General features: G+C 68.6%; 6 protein-coding genes. 5 read left to right on the top strand and 1 reads right to left on the bottom strand.

Features of this window, described 5'->3' with window-relative positions; genetic code table 11:
- The first annotated feature begins 153 nt into the window (after positions 1-153).
- Positions 154-510: a hypothetical protein gene (locus ACFWP3_RS41670; protein ID WP_384232159.1), complete on the top strand. Its 357-nt coding sequence runs from the start codon at positions 154-156 to the stop codon at positions 508-510.
- 17 nt (positions 511-527) lie between these two features.
- Positions 528-797: a hypothetical protein gene (locus ACFWP3_RS41675; protein ID WP_384232161.1), complete on the top strand. Its 270-nt coding sequence runs from the start codon at positions 528-530 to the stop codon at positions 795-797.
- Here the strand turns inward: ACFWP3_RS41675 and ACFWP3_RS41680 are convergent.
- Positions 787-1,002, bottom strand: a complete 216-nt coding sequence (locus ACFWP3_RS41680) for a hypothetical protein (RefSeq protein WP_384232162.1) — start codon at positions 1,000-1,002, stop codon at positions 787-789. The genes ACFWP3_RS41675 and ACFWP3_RS41680 overlap by 11 nt on opposite strands.
- A gap of 10 nt (positions 1,003-1,012) precedes the next feature.
- On the opposite strand from ACFWP3_RS41680, the gene ACFWP3_RS41685 reads away from it, so the two are divergent.
- The 3 genes from ACFWP3_RS41685 (at position 1,013) to ACFWP3_RS41695 (ending at position 3,350) form a co-directional block, all read left to right on the top strand.
- Positions 1,013-2,128, top strand: coding sequence for a MerR family transcriptional regulator (locus ACFWP3_RS41685; protein WP_384232164.1), 1,116 nt, complete (start codon positions 1,013-1,015; stop codon positions 2,126-2,128).
- A gap of 10 nt (positions 2,129-2,138) precedes the next feature.
- Complete coding sequence (locus ACFWP3_RS41690) at positions 2,139-2,651, top strand: hypothetical protein (protein ID WP_384232165.1); 513 nt, start codon at positions 2,139-2,141, stop codon at positions 2,649-2,651.
- A gap of 138 nt (positions 2,652-2,789) precedes the next feature.
- Positions 2,790-3,350: a hypothetical protein gene (locus ACFWP3_RS41695; protein WP_384232166.1), complete on the top strand. Its 561-nt coding sequence runs from the start codon at positions 2,790-2,792 to the stop codon at positions 3,348-3,350.
- Positions 3,351-3,677 lie beyond the last annotated feature (327 nt).

Raw genomic sequence — 3,677 nt, forward strand, 5'->3', positions numbered from 1 at the left:
TACTGCAGGGGGGACCCTGTGGGAGAGTAGGACGCCGCCGAACAATCATTGCGGAAGCCCCGCACCAGGTATCTGGTGCGGGGCTTTTCTGCGTTTACGGCCGGATCGGCGGGTTCGGCTGGGTATCCTGGCCGCGTTCCCCTGGAGGACGTGATGACAGCACAGCAGCTGGAAGACGGCGGGCCGCTCATCCCTCAGCCGGCCATGACACGGGAAGCCCTGCGCGACGCCGTGCGCCGGATCGACATGGCCAACCTGGCTGTCCTCGACAAGGAATGCAACGAGGCGTTCGACCGGGCCGCCGAGACCGGGGCCATCAATCCGCTGCGGTTCTTCCTGATCAAGTGGGCCACGCACGTGGCGATCCACCGCTGGCCGGCGCGGGCGGCCGCGCTGCACGAAGCGGAGCGTGTGGCAGGTGATCCGACGGCCACGGAAGAGGAGTTCCGGGCCGCGATGGAGACCAGCAGCCGCATCCTGGACGAGGCCCAGCGCGAGATCGGCCAGTGACTTCGCGAGGCGAAGGCGTGGAGAACGACTCCGGCTGGGCCTGGGAGTGCGACCCGAGCCGGCTGTGGGTGCTCGGCGATATGCCGGCGGAGCAGCAGAAGCTCGTTGGGGCGGTCATGGACGGCCTGGTCGACCTGGCGTCGATGGCCATCGACCCCAAGGACGGCAGCCTCTACGAGGACCCGTACCCCATGCGCCTGCGTACGTACGAGGACGAGCACCTGATGGTCTGGTACCAGACCATCCCGCACCGCTGCCGTGTCTACCTGAAGCGCGTCAACCTCTGAGCCCGGAGCCGATCCAGGGTGCCTTGGGGAGCTTCGACTCCTGGTTTTCCACGATGGCGACGAGGACCTCGACGAGTGGTTCACCGCCATGGAGGCTCACCTCGTACCCGTGCTCGCCCGCGAGCCCGCCGAGGTCGACCTGTACGCGGAGCAGGCCTAGGAGGGATGGGCCCAGGAGTTGACCTTCGAGTTGGTCGAAGGCCAATGATGGCGTGGTGCCACATTCTGAGCTGATGCCGATCGGGGCCTTCGCCCGACACAGCGGTCTGACCTCCAGCGCCTTGCGGTTCTACGCCGACTCCGGACTGCTGCCCCCGGCCGAGACCGACCCGGTCTCGGGCTACCGCTACTACAGCGCCGACCAGCTGGCGCGGGCGACCGCGCTGCGTCGGCTCCGGGAGATCGGGATGCCGCTGGCCGCTGTCGAGGCGGTCCTGGGCGCCGGGGCCGGTGAGGCGGCCCGGCTGGTCGATGAGCATGTCGCGCGGGTGGTGGGGGACGCGGCGGCGGCGCAGCAGAAGGCTGCTGTGATCAAGTCCGCGCTCGGCCAGGTGCCGGCTCTGCCGATTGCGGTGCTCAAAGGCCCCGTGCTGGCCGATGCCGTCGAGCAGGTGCTGACCGCGGCCGTGCACGAACCGGGGATGCCGGTCCTCGCCGGCCTGCGCATCGAGGTGGGTCATGAGGCCGTCACCCTGACCGCGACGGACCGGTACCGGCTCTCCACCCGAACCCTGGTGCCGGCCGAGCCGCCGGGGCAGACGTGGGCCGGCACGGTCCACGGGGACGAGCTGCGGGCCGCGGCCGCCGGGATCCGCCGTAGTGCGCTGGTACGGATCGAGGCGGTGCCACACGGGATCTGGCTCCGCGCGGCCGGCGGTGAGGACCGGCATTGCAGGCTGCTGTCCGAGGAGTTCCCCGACTACCGGCTGATGCTCGCGTCACTGGGTGAGGTCACCACGCGGGTGACGGTCGCGAAGGAGCAGCTGCTGCGGGCCCTGGAGGAACACCCCGGCGAGCGCATCGGGCTGCACGTCTCCGATGCGGGAGTGCAGGTCGTGTCCGTGTCCGTGTCCGTCTCCGCGGAGGGTGAGGACGCCGGCATTCCCCTCCAGGCCGCCACCACCGGGCAGGAACTGCGGGTCTGGTTCGAGCTCACCACGCTCTATCCCGCCGTGAGCAGCGCGATCGGCCCCGACGTGATGCTCGATCTGCGGGGCGAAGACCAGCCGGTCACCATCCGCTCCGCCGACCGGGGCGACCTCACCACCCTGGCCATGCCGGTCAGGTCCGGAGGACAAGGACAAGGACAAGGACAAGGACAAGGACTTTGAGGAACACGCCATGACCGCCACCGCACCTGCCGACGCAGATCCGACCATGGCCGCCATCGCCCAGGCCGTCACCGAAGGCCGCGCCGGCGACAGTGCTGCCGCCCGCCGGAAGCTGCTGGGCCTGTGGACTGCGATCGGTGCCACCGGTGACCCGTTGCACCGCTGCTCTCTCGCCCACTACCTGGCAGATCTCTACGAGGATCCCGCGCAGTCCCTTGCCTGGAACGTCCGGGCCCTGGACGCCGCGGACGCCGTGACGGACCGGCGCGTCCAAGAACACCACGCCGGGCTGCACATCGCCGGCTTCTACCCGTCCCTGCACCTCAACCTTGCCGACGACTACCGCCGACTCGGCTCCTTCGAGGCCGCCGCCGAGCACATCAACGCTGCCGAAGCGCACGCGCCCAGCCTTCCCCGGACTCCTTACGGAGACCTTCTCCGTGGCGCCATGGCCGAGGTCGCCCAGGCCATCGCCGGACGGGACCGGTCACGACGGGCTTCTGCGCCGGGCTCCTCGGCGTGAGGTAGGCCCGGGGTCCTCGCACCTCAGCCCGCCCAGCTGTGCACCAACCTGCCTGCTGCAAGGCAGACTTGGGGCGAGGCGGTCCGTGGGAGCGGACTGCGGTGGGTGGGGAAGCACGGGGTGCGGGGGAGTGATTCGGTGGATCTGAGTGCAGTGATCATCGCGGTGGCGGGTGTCGCCGGCACGCTGGGGGCGTCACTCCTGACCCAGCGAGGGTCGGAGCGTACGAAGGTCAAGGAGATCGAGCTTGTCCGCGGCCAGGAGGAGATCCATGAGAACCGCGTGCTCCGCCGCACCTGCTACGTCGAGCTCAACCGGGACGCCCGGCAGTTCACCACCGCGCTCAACCGTCATCTGCACGTCCTGAGGGAACGGGACGTGGAGGAGGCCGACAGGGTTGCGCTCGAGGAGGCGAAGAACGCTCACCGCGATCGGTACTCCGAAGCGCAGATGATCGCCCCGGACGCGGTCCTCGTACGCGCGAGCGCCGTCAACCAGGCCTTGAACAGGGTCTACGGCCAGGTCAAACGGCTTGAGCGGGGTGAGCCCGAGCCGGGCGAGACCATGGAGACCGCGGAGCAGGAGCGGCAGGTGGTGTGGGGCATGCTCCGGGCGATGCGGGCCGCGATGAGGCACGACCTGGGTGTGTCGGCTGCGGTGGCCGCCGACGGGCAGGGAGCCGACCAGGACTCGTTTTGACACCCCCTTGGCGCAGTTGTAGAGTCGAGCAGTTGCCTCGAGCTGGACAAGTTCGGCAGCAGCCCCCACAAGGAATGAGATTTCGCGTGGGGACACTCGACTCTTCATTCGGGAATCGAAGCCGGGGAAATCCGGTGGAGATCTTCTGATAGAGTCGGAATCGCCGGAAAGGGAAAGCGCGAAAGCGCAGGACCTGGAAAGCACCGAGGAAGTCGGGCCCGAAAGAGTCTGGTAGAGTCGGAAACGCAAGAACAGAACGAAAGCCCGGAGGAAAGCCCGAGAGGGTGAGTACAAAGGAAGCGTCCGTTCCTTGAGAACTCAACAGCG

The sequence above is a fragment of the Streptomyces sp. NPDC058525 genome (assembly GCF_042719495.1).
Taxonomy (GTDB): Bacteria; Actinomycetota; Actinomycetes; order Streptomycetales; family Streptomycetaceae; genus Streptomyces.

What these genes read in the sequence shown, in the direction of transcription:
- ACFWP3_RS41690 (WP_384232165.1), top strand. Translation starts at nt 2,139, where the DNA reads ATGACCGCCACCGCACCTGCCGACGCAGATCCGACCATGGCCGCCATC.
- ACFWP3_RS41670 (WP_384232159.1), top strand. Translation starts at nt 154, where the DNA reads ATGACAGCACAGCAGCTGGAAGACGGCGGGCCGCTCATCCCTCAGCCG.